The sequence below is a fragment of the Kribbella sp. NPDC003557 genome, assembly GCF_040610805.1.
In the GTDB taxonomy this organism is placed as follows: Bacteria; Actinomycetota; Actinomycetes; order Propionibacteriales; family Kribbellaceae; genus Kribbella.
Genome location: NZ_JBEXMY010000007.1, coordinates 438,665 through 458,014, shown reverse-complemented (window position 1 = coordinate 458,014; position 19,350 = coordinate 438,665). Strand labels below are relative to the sequence as shown.

The 19,350-nt window shown below is 68.6% G+C and carries 19 protein-coding genes; 13 read left to right on the top strand and 6 right to left on the bottom strand.

Going from position 1 to position 19,350, the window contains the following annotated elements; genetic code table 11:
* Positions 1-384 (bottom strand): RidA family protein, encoded by a 384-nt coding sequence (locus ABZW60_RS30580; RefSeq protein WP_355482641.1) that lies wholly within the window; start codon positions 382-384, stop codon positions 1-3.
* A gap of 10 nt (positions 385-394) precedes the next feature.
* A complete protein-coding gene (locus tag ABZW60_RS30575) occupies positions 395-1,252 on the bottom strand; it encodes a substrate-binding domain-containing protein (protein WP_355482639.1) in 858 nt (285 codons plus the stop codon).
* Positions 1,253-1,310: 58 nt separating this feature from the next.
* Between ABZW60_RS30575 and ABZW60_RS30570 the strand changes: the two genes are divergently transcribed.
* The 6 genes from ABZW60_RS30570 to ABZW60_RS30545 all read left to right on the top strand — a co-directional run bounded on the left by ABZW60_RS30570 (position 1,311) and on the right by ABZW60_RS30545 (position 7,938).
* The gene (locus ABZW60_RS30570; protein ID WP_355482637.1) at positions 1,311-2,531 is read left to right on the top strand and encodes an ROK family transcriptional regulator; all 1,221 of its coding nucleotides are present in this window, start codon (positions 1,311-1,313) and stop codon (positions 2,529-2,531) included.
* 123 nt (positions 2,532-2,654) lie between these two features.
* Positions 2,655-4,352, top strand: a complete 1,698-nt coding sequence (locus tag ABZW60_RS30565; protein ID WP_355482635.1) for an ABC transporter substrate-binding protein — start codon at positions 2,655-2,657, stop codon at positions 4,350-4,352.
* A 13-nt stretch (positions 4,353-4,365) separates the two neighbouring features.
* Positions 4,366-5,355, top strand: a complete 990-nt coding sequence (locus ABZW60_RS30560) for an ABC transporter permease (protein ID WP_355482633.1) — start codon at positions 4,366-4,368, stop codon at positions 5,353-5,355.
* A 14-nt stretch (positions 5,356-5,369) separates the two neighbouring features.
* Positions 5,370-6,287, top strand: a complete 918-nt coding sequence (locus ABZW60_RS30555; RefSeq protein WP_355482632.1) for an ABC transporter permease — start codon at positions 5,370-5,372, stop codon at positions 6,285-6,287.
* A complete protein-coding gene (locus tag ABZW60_RS30550) occupies positions 6,284-7,144 on the top strand; it encodes an ABC transporter ATP-binding protein (RefSeq protein ID WP_355482630.1) in 861 nt (286 codons plus the stop codon). The genes ABZW60_RS30555 and ABZW60_RS30550 overlap by 4 nt, the downstream gene beginning before the upstream one ends.
* Positions 7,141-7,938: an ATP-binding cassette domain-containing protein gene (locus ABZW60_RS30545; RefSeq protein WP_355482628.1), complete on the top strand. Its 798-nt coding sequence runs from the start codon at positions 7,141-7,143 to the stop codon at positions 7,936-7,938. Before ABZW60_RS30550 ends, ABZW60_RS30545 begins: the two co-directional genes overlap by 4 nt.
* A 66-nt stretch (positions 7,939-8,004) precedes the next feature.
* On the opposite strand, the gene glmM is transcribed toward ABZW60_RS30545, so the two are convergent.
* From glmM to rplM, 3 genes are read right to left on the bottom strand one after another with little or no spacing between them, the layout of a single operon-like run.
* A complete protein-coding gene (gene glmM / locus ABZW60_RS30540) occupies positions 8,005-9,351 on the bottom strand; it encodes a phosphoglucosamine mutase (protein WP_355482626.1) in 1,347 nt (448 codons plus the stop codon).
* A gap of 7 nt (positions 9,352-9,358) precedes the next feature.
* Positions 9,359-9,880: a 30S ribosomal protein S9 gene (gene rpsI, locus ABZW60_RS30535; protein ID WP_355482625.1), complete on the bottom strand. Its 522-nt coding sequence runs from the start codon at positions 9,878-9,880 to the stop codon at positions 9,359-9,361.
* A gap of 36 nt (positions 9,881-9,916) precedes the next feature.
* Positions 9,917-10,360 (bottom strand): 50S ribosomal protein L13, encoded by a 444-nt coding sequence (gene rplM / locus ABZW60_RS30530; RefSeq protein ID WP_130441431.1) that lies wholly within the window; start codon positions 10,358-10,360, stop codon positions 9,917-9,919.
* Positions 10,361-10,639: 279 nt separating this feature from the next.
* Here rplM and ABZW60_RS30525 point away from each other — a divergent pair, with 279 nt between their 5' ends.
* The 7 genes from ABZW60_RS30525 to ABZW60_RS30495 all read left to right on the top strand — a co-directional run bounded on the left by ABZW60_RS30525 (position 10,640) and on the right by ABZW60_RS30495 (position 18,737).
* Entirely contained in the window at positions 10,640-11,926 is a 1,287-nt protein-coding gene (locus tag ABZW60_RS30525; protein ID WP_355482624.1) for a citrate synthase, read from the top strand.
* Between the two features lie 135 nt (positions 11,927-12,061).
* Positions 12,062-13,333 carry a phospholipase D-like domain-containing protein gene (locus tag ABZW60_RS30520; RefSeq protein ID WP_355482622.1) on the top strand — a complete coding sequence of 424 codons (1,272 nt, stop codon included), beginning with the start codon at positions 12,062-12,064 and terminating at the stop codon, positions 13,331-13,333.
* Between the two features lie 74 nt (positions 13,334-13,407).
* Positions 13,408-14,409, top strand: a complete 1,002-nt coding sequence (locus ABZW60_RS30515; protein WP_355482620.1) for a LacI family DNA-binding transcriptional regulator — start codon at positions 13,408-13,410, stop codon at positions 14,407-14,409.
* A gap of 44 nt (positions 14,410-14,453) precedes the next feature.
* A complete protein-coding gene (locus ABZW60_RS30510) occupies positions 14,454-15,719 on the top strand; it encodes an extracellular solute-binding protein (protein ID WP_355482618.1) in 1,266 nt (421 codons plus the stop codon).
* On the top strand, positions 15,716-16,567 hold the full coding sequence (locus ABZW60_RS30505) for a sugar ABC transporter permease (RefSeq protein ID WP_355482617.1): 852 nt from the start codon (positions 15,716-15,718) through the stop codon (positions 16,565-16,567). The genes ABZW60_RS30510 and ABZW60_RS30505 overlap by 4 nt, the downstream gene beginning before the upstream one ends.
* On the top strand, positions 16,560-17,387 hold the full coding sequence (locus tag ABZW60_RS30500) for a carbohydrate ABC transporter permease (protein WP_355482616.1): 828 nt from the start codon (positions 16,560-16,562) through the stop codon (positions 17,385-17,387). The genes ABZW60_RS30505 and ABZW60_RS30500 overlap by 8 nt, the downstream gene beginning before the upstream one ends.
* 9 nt (positions 17,388-17,396) lie before the next feature.
* Positions 17,397-18,737: a sulfatase-like hydrolase/transferase gene (locus ABZW60_RS30495; protein WP_355482613.1), complete on the top strand. Its 1,341-nt coding sequence runs from the start codon at positions 17,397-17,399 to the stop codon at positions 18,735-18,737.
* Between the two features lie 66 nt (positions 18,738-18,803).
* Here ABZW60_RS30495 and ABZW60_RS30490 read toward each other — a convergent pair whose 3' ends face one another.
* Positions 18,804-19,259, bottom strand: a complete 456-nt coding sequence (locus ABZW60_RS30490; RefSeq protein WP_355482611.1) for a nuclear transport factor 2 family protein — start codon at positions 19,257-19,259, stop codon at positions 18,804-18,806.
* Positions 19,260-19,350 lie beyond the last annotated feature (91 nt).

Genomic DNA, 19,350 nt, shown 5'->3' with positions numbered 1-19,350 from the left:
TCACCTCCGGCGGGCGTCGGCCTCGATCTCGATCTTCATCCGTGGGTCGGACAGGCCGCACACCAGCATCGTGGCCGCCGGGCGGATCCCGCCGAACGCGCGCCGCAGGGTCGGCCAGCAGGGCTCGAAGTCGGCCCGGTCCGGGAGCAGGTACCGGACGCGGACGACGTCGTCCAGCGAGCATCCCGCCGCCTTCAACGCATCCGCGATGTTCACGATGCAGCGCTCGGCCTGCGCCACCACGTCGTCCGCGATCGTCATCGTCGAGTAGTCGAAGCCCGTCGTCCCGGAGACGTGCACCCAGTCGCCGTCCACCACGGCCCGGGCGTACCCGATCTGCTCCTCGAAGGTCGAACCGCTCAGAATCGCCCGTCGCTCACTCATACCCCGAACGCTAGGCAACCGCCGGCCGCGCGGTCGAGCCGGCCAGCCGGATCGTGGGCTTCGGGACCTGGTACGTCGTGACGTCGCCGCCGTCCATCACCGCGAGGATCGCCTCGCCGACGATCGTGCCGAGCCCGTGCACGTCGACCGTCACCACGCTCAACGGCGGGTGCGCCAGCCGGGCGACCGCGGTGTCGTCCCAGGCGATCACCGACAACTGCCCGGGGATGCCGACGCCCAGCTCCTTCGCCGCGGCGAGACCGCCGATCGCCATCAGGTCGTTGTCGTAGACAACGGCCGTCGGGACCCGGCTGCCGGTCAGCAACCGCCGGGTCGCGTCCCGGCCGGAGTCCTCGGAGTAGTCGCCCTCGATGACCCGGCCGTCGACGTCCTGCTCGGCGCACGTCGCCATGAACGCGTCGTCGCGCGCCTGGCAGTGCAGCATGTCCCGCGGACCGCTGACCCGCGCGATGTCACGGTGGCCGAGATCCGCGAGCGCCCGTACGGCGGCCCGGGCGCCCTCGGCGTTGTCGACCAGCACGTTGGTGATCGGGGCCTCGAGCTCGGGCCCGCCGAGCAGCACCGCCGGCACCCCGAGCCGCTCGAGCTCGGCGAGCCGGGAGTCCTTGGTCCGCAGGTCGACCATCACGATGCCGTCGACGTGCCGGTTCGGCACCCAGCGCCGCCAGATCTCGATCTCCGCGGCGGTGTCGGCCGCGAACTCGATCAGCAGGCTCACCCGCCGGCCGTCGAAGACCTCCTCGATCCCCTGGACGACATCGGCCATGAACGGCTCCATGCCGAGCAACCGCCCGGGACGCGCCAGCACCAGCCCGGCGATCCGCTCGCGCGACGTCACGTCCTGCATACACTGCCCTCCAAGGCCACCGATGCCACTATATTCACAGACCTAACTAACTCGACAGATGACGGATGTTCCGATGCAGCAGGTCAGCGACGCGTCGCGATCACCGGGTTACGACCCGGCACCGACGAACAGCCGTGCCCTCATTGTGGACAGCATCCGCTCCGCGGGCACGGTCAGCCGGGTGGAACTCACCCAGATCACCGGTCTCACCGCCCCGTCGGTGACGACCGTGGTCCGGCGGCTGATCGACGACGGGCTCGTCGACGAGGCCGGGCGCGGCTCGTCCACCGGCGGCAAACCGCGCACCATGCTCCGGATCCGGGCCGCCGCCCGGTACGTCGTCGGCGTGCACCTGAGCGCCGACAGCCTGACGTACGTGCTGGTGGACTACGCCGGCGGGGTGGTGGCCCGCTGGCGGCGCGACGGTCCGGGCGAGCAGAGCGACCCGGAGCAGGTGGTGGCCCGGATCGCGACCGAGACTTCCGAGCTGATCGAGCGCTCGGGGATCGACTCCTCGCTGGTCCTCGGGCTCGGCTTCGTCTGTCCCGGGCCGCTGATCCGCAACCGCGGCGTCACCTCGGCGCCGCCGTCGATGGCGCACTGGGTCGACTTCCCGATCCACCAGCGGCTGGAGGAACGGCTGCAACTGCCGGCGCTGCTGGAGAACGACGCCACCGCGGCCGCCGCGGGCACCCGGCTCACCACCAGCCACGACGTCTCGGTGATGGCCGCGCTGTTCATGAGCGAGGGCATCGGGTCCGGCCTGCGCCTGAACGGCCACGTCTACCAGGGCGCGCACGGCAACGCGGGCGAGGTCGGGCACGTCTGCGTCCAGATCGGCGGCCCGGAGTGCTGGTGCGGGAGCACTGGCTGCCTGGAGGCGATCGCCGGGCCCGCGACGGTCGTCGCCAAGGCCCGCGCGGCCGGGCTCGACCTCGGCTCCCAGCGCCGTACCGGGGTGGCGGCGTTCGCGGCCATCGCCCGGCTGGCGCTGACCGGCGACTCCCGGGCCGAGGCGATCATCCGCGACTCCGCGTCCTGGCTCGCGCTCGGCGCGCAGACGATCACGAACATGTACGACGTCCAGCTGCTGGTGCTGACCGGGCCGGCGTTCGCCGTCGCCGGGACGATCTACCTGCCGATCATCCAGGAGCGGATCCAGAGCTCCGCGTTCGGCCGGGCGGTGAACACCGAAGTGGTGCTCGACGAGCGCGGCCACGACGCCGCCGCGATCGGCGCGGCCCTGATGATGCTCCGGTCCGGCACCGTCTCCGCCTAGGCATTTCCACTCTGCGCGGTCAAACCGTTACTGATCAACGTCTTGTCTTATGTTTATTAGGCGAACTAAGTTACCGCCAGCTTCCCTGGCGGGTGCCGGGGTGACGTGCGGAAAGGACGATCAATGCTCCGGAACCCGAAGGACCGTACGAGGACCCGGCGCCTGGTGAGCGCCGCGGCCGTCGCGACAGCCACCGCGCTCCTGCTGGCCGCCTGCGACGGAGCCGCCGCGGGCGGTGGCCAGGCAGCCGCGAAGGACGCCTCCGTCACCGTCGCGGCCGGCGACATCACCGCGGAGAACTTCAACCCGTTCAGCACCACCGCGCTGCAGCCGACGCTGGGCGTCATCTACGAGCCGCTGTACTGGTACAACTTCGCGAAGCAGTCGGACCCGACGCCGGTGCTCGCCACGGGCTACTCCTGGAACGCCGACGGGACCGAGCTCACCATCAAGACCCGCCACGACGTGAAGTGGAACGACGGTCAGCCGTTCACCGCCAAGGACGTGGCGTTCACCTTCAACCTGGTCGCGAAGACCCCCGCGCTGAACCCGTCGGGCCTCGCCGCCACCGCGAAGGCGACCGCCGACGACACCGCCGTCCTGACGTTCAAGTCGAAGTCGCTGATGCAGGAGCCGGCCGTCCTCGCCAACCAGGCGATCGTGCCCGAGCACATCTGGAAGGACATCAAGGACCCGACGACCGACCTGAACAAGAACCCGGTCGGCACCGGGCCGTTCAAGGTGAAGTCGTACACGCCGCAGAGCTTCGTGCTGACCAAGAACGACCAGTACTGGGAGCAGGGCAAGCCCGAGATCAAGGAGGTGCGCTACCTCCCGGTGACGTCGGCGGACGCCGCCAGCGCCGCGCTGGTCGCGGGCAAGGTCGACTGGGCGAGCGCGTACCTGCCCGGTATCGACAACATCATCAAGTCCGGCAAGAACCTCACCTACGTCAACACGCCCGTGATGACGACCGTCCTCGTGACGTGCTCGAACGCGCAGCTCGGCTGCGCCGGACCGCAGACCGACCCGGCCGTCCGCAAGGCGATCTACGTCGCGATGAACCGCGAGCAGCTGGCCAAGCTCGCCGGCGGCGGTGTCGCGGGTGTCGGCTCGCCGACCCTGCTGCTGCCGGGCCGCGACGACGAGTGGATCGCGGACACGGCGAACGCCAAGCTGCCGCAGGCGGCCGACACCGCCGAGGCGAACAAGCTCCTCGACGCGGCCGGCTGGACCAAGGGCAGTGACGGCGTCCGGGCCAAGGGCGGCAAGCGGCTCTCGCTGACGGTCCAGACCGTGACCGGCTGGAGCGACTACATCTCGATCAACGACACCCTCAAGCAGCAGCTCGCCGCCGTCGGCATCGAGCTCAAGCCCAGCCAGGTCTCCTGGAACGAGTGGAACGCCGCCCAGACCAACGGCAAGTTCCAGCTCTCGCTCGACTCGGTCGGCCTCGGCGCCTCCACGAACCCGTACTTCACCTACGACGGCAAGCTCGCCACGGTGAACACCGCGCCGGTGGGCAAGACCGCGACCGCCGGCAACCAGTCGCGGTTCTCGAACCCTGCCGTCGACGCCGCGCTCAAGGTCGCCGCCGGGACGACGGACAAGGCCGCGCAGAAGGCGGAGTACGCCAAGATCCAGGCCGTGATCGCGGACCAGCTGCCGTACATCCCGGTCTACGTGAACTCGATGCTGACCGAGTTCAACACCTCGCGTGCCACCGGCTGGCCGACGAAGGACAACATGTACGTCCTGCCCGCGGCCTGGAAGGCGTGGGACGCCGGCATCGTCCTCAAGACCATCAAGCCCGCCAGCTGAGCGCGGGTCCGCCGTGCGCTATCTGCTGCGAAAACTGGCCTTCTACGTCGCGGCCCTCTGGGCCGCGCTGACCCTGAACTTCCTGATTCCCCGGCTGATGCCGGGGAACCCGGTCGACCTGATGCTGTCGAAGCTGGCGACCAAGGGCCCGGTCACCCCGACGACCCGGGACGCGATCCAGGCACTGCTCGGCACCGATACCAACTCGTCGCTGTGGGGCCAGTACTGGACGTACCTGCACCAGCTGGTCAAGGGCGACCTGGGGACGTCGATCGCGTACTTCCCCGCGCCGGTCTCCCAGGTGATCGGCCAGACGCTGCCCTGGACCGTCGGGCTGATCGGTCTCGCGACGGTGATCTCGTTCGCCGTGGGGATCCTGCTGGGACGCGCCGCCGGCTGGCGGCGCGGTTCCTGGGTCGACAGCCTGATCCCGGTCACCACGATGCTGCAGTCGGTGCCGTACTTCTGGCTCGCACTGCTGTTGCTCTTCCTGCTCGGCAGCACCTGGCCGGTCTTCCCGCTGACCGGCGGGTACGACGTGTACTCCGTGACGCCCGGCTGGAGCCTCCCGTTCGTGCAGTCGGTGCTGTACCACGGAGCCCTGCCGGCGTTGACGATCGTCGTCTCGTCGATCGGCGGGTGGATGCTCGGGATGCGCAACATGATGGTGTCGACGCTGTCCGAGGACTTCGTCGTCACCGCCGAGGCGAAGGGGCTGACCCCGCGCCGGATCCGGTCCCGGTACGTCGCCCGGAACGCGATCCTGCCCTCGGTGTCGGGGTTCGCGATCTCGCTCGGGTTCGTGGTGGCCGGATCGATCGTCACCGAGGCGGTCTTCACCTACCCGGGGATCGGCTCCGCGCTGTTGCTTGCCGTCAACAACAACGACTACGCGCTGATGCAGGCGGTGTTCCTGATCATCACGCTCGCCGTCCTCGGCGCGAACCTGCTCGTCGACCTCCTGTACGGCGTCATCGACCCCCGCACCCGTGCGCGGTCCTGAGAAGGGGCTCCTGAATGGCCATCACCACTGAAGGGGCGGCCGCCGTCGAGCAGTCGGCGCCGGTACGCCGCCGGGCCCTGCCGCCGATGACCCTGAAACTGGCGGTCGGGCTGGTCATCGCCGGGCTGATCATCGGCTTCGGCGTCCTCGGCCCGCTGCTCGTCGGCAACCCGTCGACGGTCCGCGACATCGGGCTGACCGGGCCGGGCAACGGCTTCCTGCTCGGCACCACCCAGAGCGGTCAGGACGTCTTCGCCCAGCTCGCCTACGCGACCCGCGGCTCGCTGATCATCGGCGTCGTGGTCGGTGCGATCACGCTGCTGCTGTCGGCGTTCTTCGGCGTCGTCGGCGCGTTCGTCGGCGGCTGGACCGACGAGGCATTCTCGCTGTTCACCAACATCATGCTGGTGATCCCCGGCCTGCCGCTGGTGATCGTGATCTCCAGCTACGTCCCGAACAAGTCGATCTGGCTGGTCGCCGCCGTACTGGCGATCACCAGCTGGGCCGGATCCGCCCGCGTACTGCGCGGCTTCACGCTCAGCGTCCGCAGCCGCGACTACGTGCTCGCGGCCCGGATCGGCGGTGAGAAACGCTGGCGGATCCTGCTCGTCGAGATCCTGCCGAACCTGATCCCGCTGCTCGCCTCGCAGGTCGTGTTCGCGGTGATCTTCGCGATCCTCGGCGAGGCCGGCCTGTCGTTCCTCGGGCTCGGCGCGTCCGGGTCCTTCACCTGGGGAACCATGCTGTTCTACGCGCAGAACGGCCTGGCGCTGCGACTCGGCGCCTGGTGGTGGTTCGCGCCGCCGGGCCTGGCGATCGCCCTGTTCGGGGCGGCGCTGTCGCTGGTCAACTTCTCCATCGACGAGATCATCAACCCGAAGCTGCGCTCGCAGACGCGTGCCGAACGCAACAAGTGGAGCGTGAAGGCATGAGCGTCCTGACCATCGAGAACCTCAGCATCGACTACCTGGCCGAGACGACCGTGCACGCCGTACGGGACGTCTCCCTCACCTTGGAACGCGGCGAGATCCTCGGCCTCGCGGGCGAGAGCGGCTGCGGGAAGTCGACCCTGGCGTACGCGATCACCCGATTGCTGAAGCCGCCGGCGCGGATCACCGGCGGACGCGTGGTGTTCTCGTCCCGCGAGGGCTACGACATCGACCTGTCGTCGCTGGCCGGGGACGACCTGCGCGCGTTCCGCTGGGACAAGATCGCGATGGTCTTCCAGGGCGCGATGAACTCGCTGAATCCGGTCCTGCGGATCTCCGAGCAGCTCGAGGACGTGTTCACGACGCACCGGCCCGAGCTGAGCAAGGCGGAGCGCCGGGCACGCTGCGGCGAGCTGCTCGAACGCGTCGGCGTGGACCGGGGACGGCTGCGCGCCTATCCGCACGAGCTGTCCGGCGGGATGCGGCAGCGCGTGATGATCGCGATGGCGCTGGCGCTGGAGCCGCAGGTGCTGATCATGGACGAGCCGACCACCGCGCTCGACGTCGTCGTCCAGCGGGAGATCCTGCGCGAGATCACCCGGCTGCGCGCCGAGCTCGGGTTCGCGGTCGTCTTCATCACCCACGACCTGCCGCTGCTGCTCGAGATCAGCGACCGGATCGCGGTGATGCGGGCCGGGGTGATCGTCGAGCTCGACGACGCCCTGACGCTCTACACACAGCCCAAACACCCGTACACGAAGCGTTTGCTGTCGTCGTTCCCGAGCCTGACCGGCGACCGCGGCGGCTTCGTCCGCAGCGGCGAGATCGCGCTCGACGAGATCGAGCAGGAGGCAGTATGAGCGCGCTCGAGATGCGCGAAGTGGTCAAGGAGTACCGGCTGCGGGACGGGCTGCGGACGACCCGTCTGCGGGCGGTCGACAACGTCAGCTTCGAGTTGCAGCCCGGCCGGACGATCGCGCTGGTCGGTCAGTCCGGCTCCGGCAAGTCCACGATCGCCAAGCTCCTGCTCCAGCTGGAGCGCCCGACGTCCGGCGAGATCCTGGTGGACGGGGCACCGATGCAGTACCGCGGAGCGGGCGCGGCGACGTACCGGAAAGCTGTCCAGATGGTCTTCCAGGACCCTTTCGCGTCGCTGAATCCTTATCACTCGATCGCCCACCACCTGGCGCGACCGGTGAAGCTCCACCACCCAGGGTTCAGCCGCGAACAGGTCGCCGAACGGGTCCTGGAGCTGCTGCGCCGGGTCCGCCTGGACGAGGACTTCGCCCACCGCAAGCCACACGAGCTTTCCGGCGGTCAGCGTCAACGCGTCGCGATCGCGCGGGCTCTCGCTCCGGAGCCGGCAATCCTGGTCGCGGACGAGCCGGTGTCGATGCTCGACGTGTCGATCCGCCTCGGCGTACTCAACCTGCTGGCCACGCTCCAGCGCGAGGAGAACCTCGGGGTTCTGTACATCACCCACGACCTCGCCACCGCCCGCCACTTCAGCGACGAGATCATGGTCCTGTTGCACGGCGTAGTGGTGGAGCACGGGCCCGCCGACGACGTCATCCTCAACCCGCAGCACGAGTACACCCAGCTCCTAGCGGAGGCTGCCCCCGCCCCCGAACGACGGCTTGCCGAGTTGAGCTGAGACGGGAAACGGCAACCTGGGACCTGGTAGAGCAGGTCCCAGGTTGCCGTTTCAGGTCCCAGGTGTTCAGAGCTTCAGTGAAGCGGCGACCACGTCTGCCAGGGAGTGGGCGATTTCATGAGCCGTGTCGGAGGACTCCGCCTCGACCATCACGCGGACCAGCGGCTCCGTGCCCGACGGGCGGAGGAGGACCCGGCCGGTGTCGCCCAGGCGGGTGGTGGCTTCCGACACCGCGGTTTGTACAGCGGGGTCGGTGCCTGCGCGGGACTTGTCCACGTTCTTCACGTTCACCAGGACCTGCGGCAGGCGGGTCATCGCGCCGGCCAGGTCGGCCAGGCTCTTGCCCGTCTGGGCGACCCGCGCGAGCAGCATGACCGCGGTCAGCGTGCCGTCGCCGGTGGTGGCGTGGTCGGACAGGATCACGTGCCCGGACTGCTCACCGCCGAGCTTGTGGCCGCCGGCCTTCATCGCCTCGAGCACGTACCGGTCGCCGACCTTGGTCTGCTCGACCGCGATCTGCTCCCGGACCATCGCCTGCACGAACCCCAGGTTGCTCATCACGGTCGCGACGACGGTGTCGTTCGACAGCCGGCCGCTGTCCCGCATCGCCAGCGCCAGCACCGCGAGGATCTGGTCGCCGTCGACGAGCTCGCCGTTCGCGTCCACCGCCAGGCAGCGGTCGGCGTCACCGTCGAGCGCGATACCGACGTCGGCGCGGTGCCCGACGACCTCGCGCTGCAGCCCCTCGATGTGGGTGGATCCGCAGTTCAGGTTGATGTTCAGACCGTCCGGTGCGGCGGCGACCGTGATCACCTCGGCGCCGAGCCGGCGCAGTGCCTCCGGCGCGGTCTGCGAGGCGGCGCCGTTCGCGCAGTCGATCACGACCTTCAGGCCGTCGAACCGGTTCGGCGCCGAGCGGACCAGGTGCGAGACGTACGTCTCGAAACCCTGCCCGTCGTCGGTGACCCGGCCGACGTCGGCACCGGTCGGGCGCTGCCACTCCTCGTTCATCCGGGCCTCGATGGCGTCCTCGATCACGTCGTCGAGCTTGATCCCGCCGCGGGCCAGGAACTTGATGCCGTTGTCCGGCATCGGGTTGTGGCTGGCGGACAGCATCACGCCGAGATCGGCGCCGGTCGAACCGGTCAGGTAGGCGACGGCCGGGGTCGGCAGGACGCCGAGCCGGACGACATCGACGCCGGCGCTGGCCAGACCGGCCACCACCGCGGCTTCCAGGAACTCTCCACTGGCACGTGGATCCCGCCCCACAACGGCGCGCGGCCGGTGCCCTTCGAAGGCACCGGCCTCGCCGAGTACGTGAGCTGCCGCGACCGAAAGGTCGAGCGCCAGCTCCGCGGTCAGGTCCACGTTCGCCAGGCCACGGACTCCGTCCGTGCCGAACAAACGCCCCATCAGGTGATCAGCGCTTGCTGTACTGAGGCGCCTTACGGGCCTTCTTGAGACCGGCCTTCTTACGCTCCTTGATCCGCGCGTCGCGGGTGAGCAGACCGGCCTTCTTCAGACCCGGGCGGTTGGCCTCGAGGTCCGCCGCGTTCAGGCAGCGGGCCACGCCGAGCTGCAGCGCACCGGCCTGGCCGGTGATGCCGCCGCCGTTGATCCGGGCGATCACGTCGTAGGAGCCCTCCAGGCCCGCGACGACGAACGGCTCGTTCACGTGCTGCTGGTGCACCTTGTTCGGGAAGTAGACGTCGAGGTCCTTCCCGTTGATCTTCCACTTGCCGGTGCCCGGAACGATCCGAACGCGAGCGACGGCCTCCTTGCGACGGCCGGTGGCGCCGGCCGGGTTGATGACCGCGACCCGACCCGTCTCGGCGCGCTGCTCCGGAGCCGGGTTCGTCTCGGAGGTGTAGGCGACCGGGCCCTCGGTGTCGATGGGGACCTCGGTGTCGAACTCTTCGGTCTCGGTGGTGATGTCGCTCACGCTGTGAATCCTCGTTTACCTGGTTCGTCGATCGCTCTACTGGGCGATCTGGGTGATCTCGAACGGCTTCGGCTGCTGCGCCGTGTGCGGGTGCTCCGGACCGGCGTACACCTTCAGCTTGGTCAGCAGCTTCCGGCTCAGGCGGTTCTTCGGGAGCATGCCCCAGACGGCCTTCTCGACGGCCTTGCGCGGGTCCTTGTCGAGGATCTCGCCGATCGGCGTCGCGGTCAGACCACCCGGGTGCCCCGAGTGGCGGTACGCCAGCTTGTCGGTCCGCTTGGTGCCGGACAGGGCCACCTTGGAGGCGTTGACGACGATGACGAAGTCGCCGCCGTCCACGTGCGGAGCGAACGTCGGCTTGTGCTTGCCGCGCAGCAGGGTGGCGATCTGGACGGCGAGCCGACCGAGCGTGACGTCGGTGGCGTCGATCACGTGCCACTCACGAGTGACGTCAGCAGGCTTCGGGCTGTACGTGCGCACGGTCGTTGACCTTCGTTTCTCAGAGTTGAACAGAACTGGACGTCGGCGAGCGGTCAGCAGACGTGTCTGTCCTGGACCTGGAACGCACAACAGCAGCCCAGAATACCGGCGCCGCCGTGTTCGGGTCAAAGTGAGCCCACACGCCGAGGGGACCCCGGCTTGGAAGCAGCTGAGGACCGCACTAGTTTAGCGGTGAAGATTGCAGTCCAGACCCGCGTCCCGCCGGCTGATCTACCCTCATTCATCCAGGCGATGACGCCAGCTTCCGAAGAGGGCATCGTGACCGAACAGTCGCTCACCGTCCGGGACAACCGGACCGGCAAGGACTTCGACCTTGCCATCACCGATGGCACCATCCGTGCCGCAGACCTCAAGCAGATCAGCGCATCCGACGGCGACGGTGGCCTGGCCACCTACGACCCCGGCTTCGTCAACACCGCGTCCTGCCGCTCCTCCGTCACCTTCATCGACGGCGACAAGGGCATCCTGGAGTACCGCGGGTACCCGATCGAGCAGCTCGCCGAGCAGTCGAACTACCTCGAGGTGGCTTACCTGCTGGTGAACGGCAAGCTGCCGAACAAGGCGGAGTACGAGGCCTGGGCGCACGACGTGACGTATCACACGTTCGTGCACGAGAACCTGAAGACCTTCATGCAGGGCTTCCGGTACGACGCGCACCCGATGGGCATGCTGCTGGCCTCGGTCGGCGCGCTGTCCACGTTCTACCCCGAGTCGCGCAACATCTTCGACGAGGAGTCCCGGGCGCTGCAGATCCGGCGGCTGATCGCCAAGATGCCGACCCTCGGCGCGTTCGCCTTCCGGCACGCCCAGGGCAAGCCGTACGTGTACCCGGACAACGAGCTCAGCTACACGGCGAACTTCTTGTCGATGCTGTTCAAGATGAGCGAGCCGAAGTACGCCGCCGACGACCGGCTGGTGCGCGCGCTGGAGATCCTGTTCATCCTGCACGCCGACCACGAGCAGAACGCGTCCACCAACGCGGTCCGCGCGATCGGGTCGACCCAGGTCGACCCGTACACCGCGGTGGCCGGCGGGATCGGCGCCCTCTACGGCCCGCTGCACGGCGGCGCCAACGAGGCGGTGCTGAAGATGCTCCGCCGGATCGGCTCGATCGACAACGTGCCGTCGTTCATCGAGGGCGTGAAGAACGGCGAAGAGCGGCTGATGGGCTTCGGCCACCGGGTCTACAAGAACTACGACCCGCGGGCGAAGATCATCAAGAAGGCCGCCGACGACGTCTTCGAGGTCACCGGCATCAACCCGCTGCTGAAGATCGCCGTGGAGCTGGAGAAGATCGCGCTGGAGGACGACTACTTCGTCTCCCGCAAGCTCTACCCGAACGTCGACTTCTACTCCGGCCTGATCTACGAGGCCCTGCAGTTCCCGCCGGAGATGTTCACGGTCCTGTTCGCGATCCCGCGCACCTCGGGCTGGCTGGCCCAGTGGCTGGAGATGCTCGGCGACGGCGACCAGAAGATCGCCCGCCCGAAGCAGATCTACACCGGCGGCCGCGGCGTCCAGTACGTGCCGATGGGCGACCGCTGACCCGACCCGCAACACACCGGCAACGCCCCTTCGACCAGCCGGTCGAGGGGGCGTTCGTCTGTTCAGGGAGGAAACTTTCCGGCACTATGGCATGAGTTGTGAACATCCTTCTGATCGCCCCACAGGAGGTACCTCATGCGTCGTGCGTTGCTTGCTCCCGTTGCGCTCCTGGCCGCGTCAACAGTCGGTCAGGCCGCGCCCGCCGTGCCGGATCCGGTGATCGGGCACGCGGTGTTCAACGACCCGGCCGGGACCACGGCCGCACAGAACACCATCCAGGTCCAGCTGGCCGGCCTCATCGACCGGGTGCCGGCCGGCGAGGAGATCCAGGGGTCGTTCTTCGGCTTCGATCCCCCGGACACCGCCGACACCGCGGGTGATCCGGACATCGTCGACCGGCTGATCGCGGCCCACGACCGCGGCGTCCGGGTGCGGCTGATCGTCGACCAGAAGTCCGCTGCCACCGCCGCCACGAACCGGTTGCGCGCCGCGATCGGCGCCGCGGACGACCAGCCGTCGTACGTCGTGGACTGCGCGGACAAGTCGCCGGCCGGGACCGTCCGCGGCTGCATCGCGACGCGGGTCAAGCAGTGGTCCGACGGGCCGGTCACGCCGTACAACCACAACAAGTTCTTCACGTTCTCGAAGATCAGGCAGAGCACCGGCGCGGAGGTGGGCTCGGTGGTCTACCAGGCCTCGGCGAACCTCGGCATCTGGGACCAGAACGAGGCGTACAACAACGCCCTCACCTACTCCGACCCGAAGACGTACGGTGCGTACCGGACGTATTTCTCGGATCTGCGTTCGTACCGCTCGGTGCCGGGCGGGAACAACAACTACTACAAGGACTCCGGCAGCGGGACGGACTACCGCGTCTTCTTCTTTCCGCGCCAGGAGCGCGACGGGCAGCCGTTCGACGACCCGGCGACCGACACCGTCTACAACTCGCTGGGCTCGGTCCACTGCTCGTACACCGAGCCCGACGGGTCACGTCATCAGACCGACGTCCGGGTGGCGATGTGGGACTTCAACCGGCCGGCCGTCGCCCAGCGACTGGCGCAGCTGCGCAAGGACGGCTGCTGGGTCGACGTCGTCCTCACCAACGCCAACGACGCGGTCATGACCGCGCTGAAGTCGGCGCCGGTGCAGATCACCCGCTGTAACTACAACGTTGCCCCGGGCATCGACATCCGGGTGCACTCGAAGTACCTGCTGGTCGACGGCGGGTACGACGACGACATCGTGCCGCGGGTGTTCACCGGCAGCCACAACTTCTCGTACTCGGCACTCCGGCAGGCCGACGAGGCCCAGATCCGAGTGATGGGCCGCACCGTGCACGACGAGTACCTGCGAAACTTCTGGCACCTCCGCGACACCTGCCGGGCCAAGGGCGGCGTCATCACCTGAGACTGGTTAAACTGTAGTGAATTAACCAACATAGGGGTGTTGACCTGCTCTGACAGCAGGTTAATGCTTTCACCATGGTGAGGGAAGGGCGTACGACGCTTCGGGACGTGGCTGCGGCCGCGGGAGTTTCCGTGGCCACGTGTTCGTACGTGCTGAGCGGGCGGGCGGACCGGACCACGCCGCTGCCCGAGCCGACGCGGAAGCGGGTGGAAGAGGCCGCCCGGCGGCTCGGCTACAAGGCCAACACCGCGGCGCGGAGTCTGCGACGGCAACGGTCGGAGCTGATCGCGATCGTCTACGCGCCGCCCGTCGGGCCCTGGCTGGATCGGCTGACCTGGGAGTGCGAGGACGTCGCGGCCGCCCGCGGCTACTCCGTCATCGGGGTTCCGGTCCGTCGCCTCGACCGGGCCGCGCAGTCGCTGCGGGTCATCACCCGCGGCCACGTGGACGGCGCGATCTTCGCTCCCGGCCTGAGCGACGAGCTCGACCTGACCGCGGCCCGGCGGTCCACCCGGGCGCTGATGGCGTTCAGCGACACCCTCGACCTGGCCGGTACCGACGTCGTCCGCAACAACGCCCGATCGGCGCTCGCGGAGGCCACGACGTACCTGATCGACGGCGGCCGGGAGCGGATCGCGTTCCTGTCGCACACCGGCGCGCAGGACGCCCGCTACCTGGGGTACGTCGACGCGCTGCACGCGGCCGGCCGTGAGGTCGACCCCGACCTGGTCCGGATCGGCGCGGCGTCCCGGGAGGACGCGGTGCTGGTGGTCCGGGACCTGCTCGACGCCGCCAACCCGCCGGACGCGATCGTGTCCGAGTCCGACCGTGGCGGGTTCGCCGCCCTGCAGGCCGCCGTCGACCGGGGCGTGAAGGTGCCGGACGACCTGGCCGTGATCGGGACCGGCAACACCCGCGAGGCGACGTACTCGCTGCCGCCGCTGACCAGCGTCGGCATGCATCAGCTCGACTTCACGCCGATGGTCGAGGCGCTGTTCGCCCGGATCGACGATCCGCAGCGTCCCGCCCGGGAGCTCTCGATGCCCTGGGTGCTGAACCGCCGCGCGTCCGCCTGATCCTCCCTCCATCGGCTCGCACGCCGCCGTTCGAAAGGTTTGTCATGCCCTCCGTCAACCGCCGCTCGTTCCTGCAGCTCGGTCTCGGCGCCACCGTTCTCGGCGCCGTCGGCTGCGCACCCGCGAAACCCGCCTCGAAGAAGGCCGACAGCCGGACGTTCACGATCTACTGGAACGCCGGTCACGGGTACCAGGCCTACAAGGAGGTGATCGACCAGTTCGGCAAGGACCACGACCTGGAGATGAACTGGCAGAAGTTCCAGTGGCCCGACCTGACCACGAAGCTGACCGCGGATTTCCGTTCCGGAAATGTTCCGGACCTGGTCGAGGAGGTTTCCGCCGGCACCGGAACGCAGTACGGGCTGGCCGGCAACGTGCTCGCGCTGGACGACTTCGCCGCGGCCGACGAGGAATTCGGATTTCCGGGTGATTTCCTGGACCAGGCGGTCGTGGCCCGGCAGTACGAGGGCAAGACGTACTCGATCCCGCTGCACCTGACCGCGAACGGGCTGCTGTTCTACAACAAGCAGCTGCTGTCCGCCGCCGGGTTCGACGAGCCGCCGTCGACGTGGGACGAGTTCCTCGAGGTGGCGAGGGCGACCACCAAGGACAAGGTCAGCGGCTGCTCGGTGAACTCGGACCCGAGCTACGCGGCCCCGTACTACAACCAGCAGAAGGTCGACTTCAGCGACGCCGGCGCGAAGCAGTTCATGATGCCCGCCGACAGCGCGATCAGGTCCATGCAGTGGATGCAGGACCTGATCTACACCCACAAGGTCTCCCCTGCGCCGGTCGCGACCACCGACTACTCCGGCCCGCAGAAACTGTTCTCCGCCCAGCGCGCCGCGATGTTCGTCTCCGGCCCGTGGGACATCGGCCCGATCCGGCAGGGCAGTCCGGACATCGACCTCGGTCTCGCGGTCCCGCTGACCGGCACGGTGCAGTCCGCCGCGATGGCCGGCTCCGGTCTGATGATCCCGGCGAAGGCCAAGGACCCGAAGCTGTCCTGGGAGCTGATCACGAAGCTCGCGGCCGTCAAGGTCGAGCTGGCCGCGACCAAGGAAGCCGGGATGTCGATGCCGCGCAAGAGCTGGGCCGCCGACCCGGCGGTCGCGGCGGACCCGAACCTCGCGACGATCGCGAAAGCCCTGGCCGTGGTGGCGAAACAGGACGTCGCGCTGTCCGCGAGCGGCAAGGCCGCGCAGGTCAACGAGCTGTGGAAGAAGGCCTACCAGCAGATGATCATCCAGCACGCGCCGGTCGGGCCGACGCTGGACGATTTCCGCAAGCAGGCCGGGGCCGCGCTGTGATCCGTCGCCGCCAGGCGCTGACCGCATGGCTGTTCCTCACCCCGGCAGTGCTGTTCTTCGTCCTGCTGTTCTTCCTCCCGATCGGCAACCAGTTGCTGACCGGCCTGTACGACTCCGACGGCGCCACCTTCGCCGGCCTCGGCAACTTCACCCGCGCCTTCCGCGATCCGGAGATCCTGCACTCGTTCCTGATCACGCTCGCCTACGCGGCCGGCACCCTGGTCGTCGGTACGGCGGTGGGTCTCGGGCTGGCCGTGATCCTCAACCAGTCGCTGCGCGGCCGGACGCTGTTCCGCTCGGTGCTGCTGATCCCGTACCTGACGTCGGTGTCGATCATCGGCCTGCTCTGGCGCAACATCCTGGATCCGCAGGTCGGCATCCTGAACCGGCTGCTCGAGGCCGTCGGCCTGCCCGGGCAGACCTGGCTCAGCACGCACCCGCTGGCGACCATCGTCGGGATCACCGTCTGGTCGAGCGCCGGCTACACCATGGTCCTGTTCCTCGCCGGCCTGCAAGGCATCCCGGGCCTGTACTACGAGGCCGCCCGGATCGACGGCGCCGGCCCGTGGCGGCGGTTCTTCGCGATCACGCTGCCGCTGCTCGCCCCGACGACGCTGTTCGTGTCGATCATCGGGCTGATCGGCACGCTGCAGCAGTTCGCGCTGCCGTACATCGTCACCGGCGGCGGCCCCGGCAACGCGACCTCGCTGTACGCGCACCGGCTGTTCATCGTCGCGTTCAACGACAACGACTTCGGCTACGCGTCCGCGCTCTCGCTGCTGCTGCTGGTCGTCGTGCTGATCCTGTCCCTGGCGCAGCTGCGGATCGGAGACCGGGCCGATGCGTGAACGACTCTTCCCCGGCGACCGCGTCGCGGCGTACGCCGTCCTGGTCGCGCTCGGCCTGGTCACGGTGCTGCCGCTGCTGTACATGATCGTGCTCGCGCTGCAGAGTGACGGCGAGGCGCAGTCCGGCGACCCGGTGCTGTGGCCCGACCAGCCGCAGTGGCAGAACTTCACCCGCCTGTTCGAGGCGGCGCCGTTCGGGCGGTTCTTCGTGAACAGCTTCGTGATGGCCGGCGCGATCACCGTCTCGCACCTGATCTTCGACCCGCTGGTCGGGTACGTGTTCGCGAAGCTCGACTTCCCCGGCAAGCGGATCGCGTTCGTGGCGGTGCTGTCGACGCTGATGGTGCCGTTCTTCGTCCGGATGCTGCCGATCTACTCGATCTTCGCGAGCCTGGGCTGGATCGACAGCTACCAAGGGCTGATCGTGCCGTTCCTGATGGATGCCTATGGCATCTTCTTGATGCGGCAGTTCATCCGGCCGCTGCCGGACGAGCTGATCGAGGCGGCCCGGGTGGACGGCGCCGGCGAGTTCCGGATCTACCTGCGGGTGATCCTGCCGCAGTGCAAGCCGGCCCTGGCGGTGCTCGGCCTGTTCACGTTCGTCTTCCAGTGGAACGAGTTCCTCTGGCCGCTGATCGCCACCAGCCGCACCGAGATGCGCACGCTGCCGATCGGCCTGACCCTGTTCAACCAGGAGTACTTCACGCAGTGGAACCTGACCGCCGCCGGCGCCCTGATTCTGTTCGTGCCGACCGCGATCTTCTTCGTGATCACCCAGAAGTTCCTGGTCGAGGGCATCGCCCTGTCCGGACTGAAATGAGACTTCCTGATGCGCCCTGATGTGATCGTCTTCTTCACCGACCAGCAGCGCTGGGACACCGTCGGCGCCGCCGGCTGCCCGCTCGGGCTGACCCCGAACCTCGACCTGATGGCCCGTCACGGCACCTTCTTCGAGACCGCCTGCACGACCAACCCGGTGTGCGCACCGGCCCGGGCGGCGATGCAGACCGGAATGTTTCCGACCAACACCGGCGTTTTCCGCAACAACGTTCCGTTGCCGGCCGACGCGCCGACCCTGGGTCGGCTGTTCGGCGACGCGGGCTACCAGACCGCGTACATCGGCAAGTGGCACCTGGGCACGCAGGACCCGGTGCCGGCCGCGGAACAGGCGGGGTACGACTACTGGCTGGCGTCCAACCTGCTCGAGTTCACGTCCGACGCGTACCGCACGGTGGTGTACGACGGAAACGGCGAACCCGTTTTCCTGCCCGGCTACCGCCCGGACGCGCTGACCGACGCGGCCATCCGCTTTGTCACCCGCGCCTCGGCCGACGACCGGCCGTTCATGCTCTTCCTCTCGCTGATCGAGCCGCACCACCAGAACGAGCACGACGACTACCCGGCACCCGAGGTCTACCGGGACACCTACACCGGCGCCTGGCTACCGCCCGACCTGGCAACGCTCCCGGGTACGGCGCACCAGCACGCGGCCGGGTACTACGGCCAGATCAAGCGGGTCGACGAATGTCTCGGCCGGCTCCGCGATGCCTTGGCGAGTCTCGACCTCACCGACGACACGCTCCTGCTCTACACGTCCGACCACGGCTCGCACTTCAAGACGCGCAACAGCGAGTACAAGCGCTCACCGCACGACGGGTCGGTCCGTGTGCCCCTGGTGGTCGAAGGGCCCGGGTACCGCGGCGGCGCACGGGTGACCGCACCGGTCAGCACGGTCGACGTCGTTCCGACGTTGCTGGACGTCGCGGGGATCGAACTGCCCGAGCGACTCGACGGTGTGCCGCTGCGGGAGTCCCGCCGCGACGCTGTGCTGATCCAGGTCAGCGAGTCCGAGGTCGGCCGCGCGCTGCGGACGCAGCGGTGGAAGTACTACGTGCACGCTCCGGACGCCGGCGACGTACCGGCCGCCGCGACGTACGCCGAGCGGGCGTTGTACGACCTCGACGCGGATCCGTACGAGCTCGACAACCTGATCGACAGCGTCAACCACCAGGAGGTCGCCGCGGAACTGCGGGCGCGGCTCGTCGACGAGATCGCCACGATCGAAGGACAGTCCGTCACGGTCTCGCCGTACCCGGACCCCCGCGACCGCGGACGCTTTCCGGAAACGACTGTCCGCCGCCTGAAACTGGACGGCCGCCGGCTGGAGTAACGGGATTGGAAACGGCCCCGGGCGGGCTGGATGCCTCGGTCCGGGGCCGTTCGGCGGCTCTGCCGACTACGACGCGGCCGGGGTGCCCGCCGGTTCCGTCAGGTGGGCGACGAGGTCGCCGGCCTGGCCGCGGGCGCGGATCATCGCCAGGTGGTCGATGTAGTCGCGGGACTCCACGATCAGGCCGTCGCGGACCCGCAGGACGAAGATCGCCGGCACCCGGAACGGCGCGCCGGTGGCCAGGATCGTGCCGGCGTACTCGAATTCCGCCACGATCACCTCGGGGTCCGCCGTCTCGTGGACACGGATGTTGTCGGGCTGGAAGCGCACGACCTCGGTGACCTTCGGGCCGACGCCGCCGAAATGCTCGCGGAGCGCGTCCCGGCTGAGCAGCGGGTGGTCGCCGTACGGGTTCATCGGGTGCCGGACGTCGGTCTGCTCGGCGTACAGCTCCGGCAGGACGGCGAAGTCGCGGTCGGCGACGCCGTGCACCAGCTTCAGGAAGACCTCTTCAGGAGTCATCGGATACCTCACGGAGATTAAACGGAGTGACGACTTCGAATATATGGAGTCACGACTTCGTTTACAACCTGGGGATGGTTCGCGGCGTCTC

What these genes read in the sequence shown, in the direction of transcription:
- ABZW60_RS30515 (WP_355482620.1), top strand. Translation starts at nt 13,408, where the DNA reads ATGGTGAGGGAAGGGCGTACGACGCTTCGGGACGTGGCTGCGGCCGCG.
- ABZW60_RS30520 (WP_355482622.1), top strand. Translation starts at nt 12,062, where the DNA reads ATGCGTCGTGCGTTGCTTGCTCCCGTTGCGCTCCTGGCCGCGTCAACA.
- ABZW60_RS30575 (WP_355482639.1), bottom strand. Translation starts at nt 1,252, where the DNA reads ATGCAGGACGTGACGTCGCGCGAGCGGATCGCCGGGCTGGTGCTGGCG.
- ABZW60_RS30580 (WP_355482641.1), bottom strand. Translation starts at nt 384, where the DNA reads ATGAGTGAGCGACGGGCGATTCTGAGCGGTTCGACCTTCGAGGAGCAG.
- ABZW60_RS30490 (WP_355482611.1), bottom strand. Translation starts at nt 19,259, where the DNA reads ATGACTCCTGAAGAGGTCTTCCTGAAGCTGGTGCACGGCGTCGCCGAC.
- glmM (WP_355482626.1), bottom strand. Translation starts at nt 9,351, where the DNA reads ATGGGGCGTTTGTTCGGCACGGACGGAGTCCGTGGCCTGGCGAACGTG.
- ABZW60_RS30510 (WP_355482618.1), top strand. Translation starts at nt 14,454, where the DNA reads ATGCCCTCCGTCAACCGCCGCTCGTTCCTGCAGCTCGGTCTCGGCGCC.
- ABZW60_RS30500 (WP_355482616.1), top strand. Translation starts at nt 16,560, where the DNA reads ATGCGTGAACGACTCTTCCCCGGCGACCGCGTCGCGGCGTACGCCGTC.
- ABZW60_RS30550 (WP_355482630.1), top strand. Translation starts at nt 6,284, where the DNA reads ATGAGCGTCCTGACCATCGAGAACCTCAGCATCGACTACCTGGCCGAG.
- ABZW60_RS30545 (WP_355482628.1), top strand. Translation starts at nt 7,141, where the DNA reads ATGAGCGCGCTCGAGATGCGCGAAGTGGTCAAGGAGTACCGGCTGCGG.
- ABZW60_RS30495 (WP_355482613.1), top strand. Translation starts at nt 17,397, where the DNA reads ATGCGCCCTGATGTGATCGTCTTCTTCACCGACCAGCAGCGCTGGGAC.
- ABZW60_RS30570 (WP_355482637.1), top strand. Translation starts at nt 1,311, where the DNA reads ATGACGGATGTTCCGATGCAGCAGGTCAGCGACGCGTCGCGATCACCG.
- ABZW60_RS30555 (WP_355482632.1), top strand. Translation starts at nt 5,370, where the DNA reads ATGGCCATCACCACTGAAGGGGCGGCCGCCGTCGAGCAGTCGGCGCCG.
- ABZW60_RS30565 (WP_355482635.1), top strand. Translation starts at nt 2,655, where the DNA reads ATGCTCCGGAACCCGAAGGACCGTACGAGGACCCGGCGCCTGGTGAGC.